Below are 1,175 nucleotides of genomic sequence, written 5' to 3' on the forward strand. Positions count from 1 at the left end.
TACTCAGTGATTTTCGACACAACACCGGCGCCGACGGTGCGGCCGCCTTCGCGGATCGCGAAGCGCAGGCCCTGCTCCATCGCGATCGGCGCGATCAGCTCAACGCCGAACGACACGTTGTCGCCAGGCATGACCATCTCGGTGCCTTCCGCCAGGGTCACGGTGCCGGTCACGTCAGTTGTACGGAAGTAGAACTGAGGACGGTAGTTCGCGAAGAACGGAGTGTGACGACCGCCTTCTTCCTTGGTCAGGATGTAGGCTTCGGCTTCGAACTTGGTGTGCGGTGTAACCGAACCCGGCTTACACAGAACCTGGCCACGCTCAACGCCGTCACGGTCAACACCACGCAGCAGCGCGCCGATGTTGTCGCCCGCTTCACCGCGGTCCAGCAGCTTGCGGAACATTTCAACGCCGGTGCAGGTGGTTTTCGAAGTGTCGCGGATGCCGACGATTTCAATCTCGTCGCCAACGTTGATCACGCCACGCTCAACACGACCGGTCACAACGGTACCACGGCCCGAGATCGAGAACACGTCTTCGATCGGCATCAGGAACGGCTGGTCAACAGCGCGCTCAGGGGTGTCGATGTACTCATCAACAGCCGCCATCAGTTCCTTGATTTTCTCTTCGCCGATTTCCGGGTTGTTGCCTTCCATCGCGGCCAGAGCCGAACCTGCAACGATCGGAATATCGTCGCCGGGGTATTCGTACGAAGACAGCAGCTCGCGGATTTCCATTTCCACCAGCTCCAGCAGCTCTTCGTCGTCAACCTGGTCAACTTTGTTCATGAACACGACCATCTTCGGGATGCCAACCTGGCGGCCCAGCAGGATGTGCTCACGCGTCTGAGGCATCGGGCCGTCAGCAGCGTTCACAACCAGGATCGCGCCGTCCATTTGCGCCGCACCGGTGATCATGTTCTTGACGTAGTCGGCGTGGCCGGGGCAGTCAACGTGCGCATAGTGGCGGTTCTCGGTCTCGTATTCCACGTGGGCGGTCGAGATGGTGATGCCGCGCGCTTTCTCTTCCGGCGCACCGTCAATCTGGTCATACGCTTTGAAGTCACCGAAATACTTGGTGATCGCTGCGGTCAGCGTGGTTTTACCATGGTCAACGTGGCCAATCGTGCCGATGTTGACGTGCGGTTTTGTACGCTCAAACTTTTCCTTTGCCAT

The 1,175-nt window shown here is 59.1% G+C and carries 1 protein-coding gene; it reads right to left on the bottom strand.

What is annotated here, in order from left to right:
• Positions 1 to 1,175 (bottom strand): elongation factor Tu (gene tuf, locus ACR0DX_RS22740; RefSeq protein ID WP_170356932.1); only part of this gene is annotated, 1,175 nt, incomplete at both ends.

It is taken from the genome of Ruegeria sp. D3 (assembly GCF_056534465.1).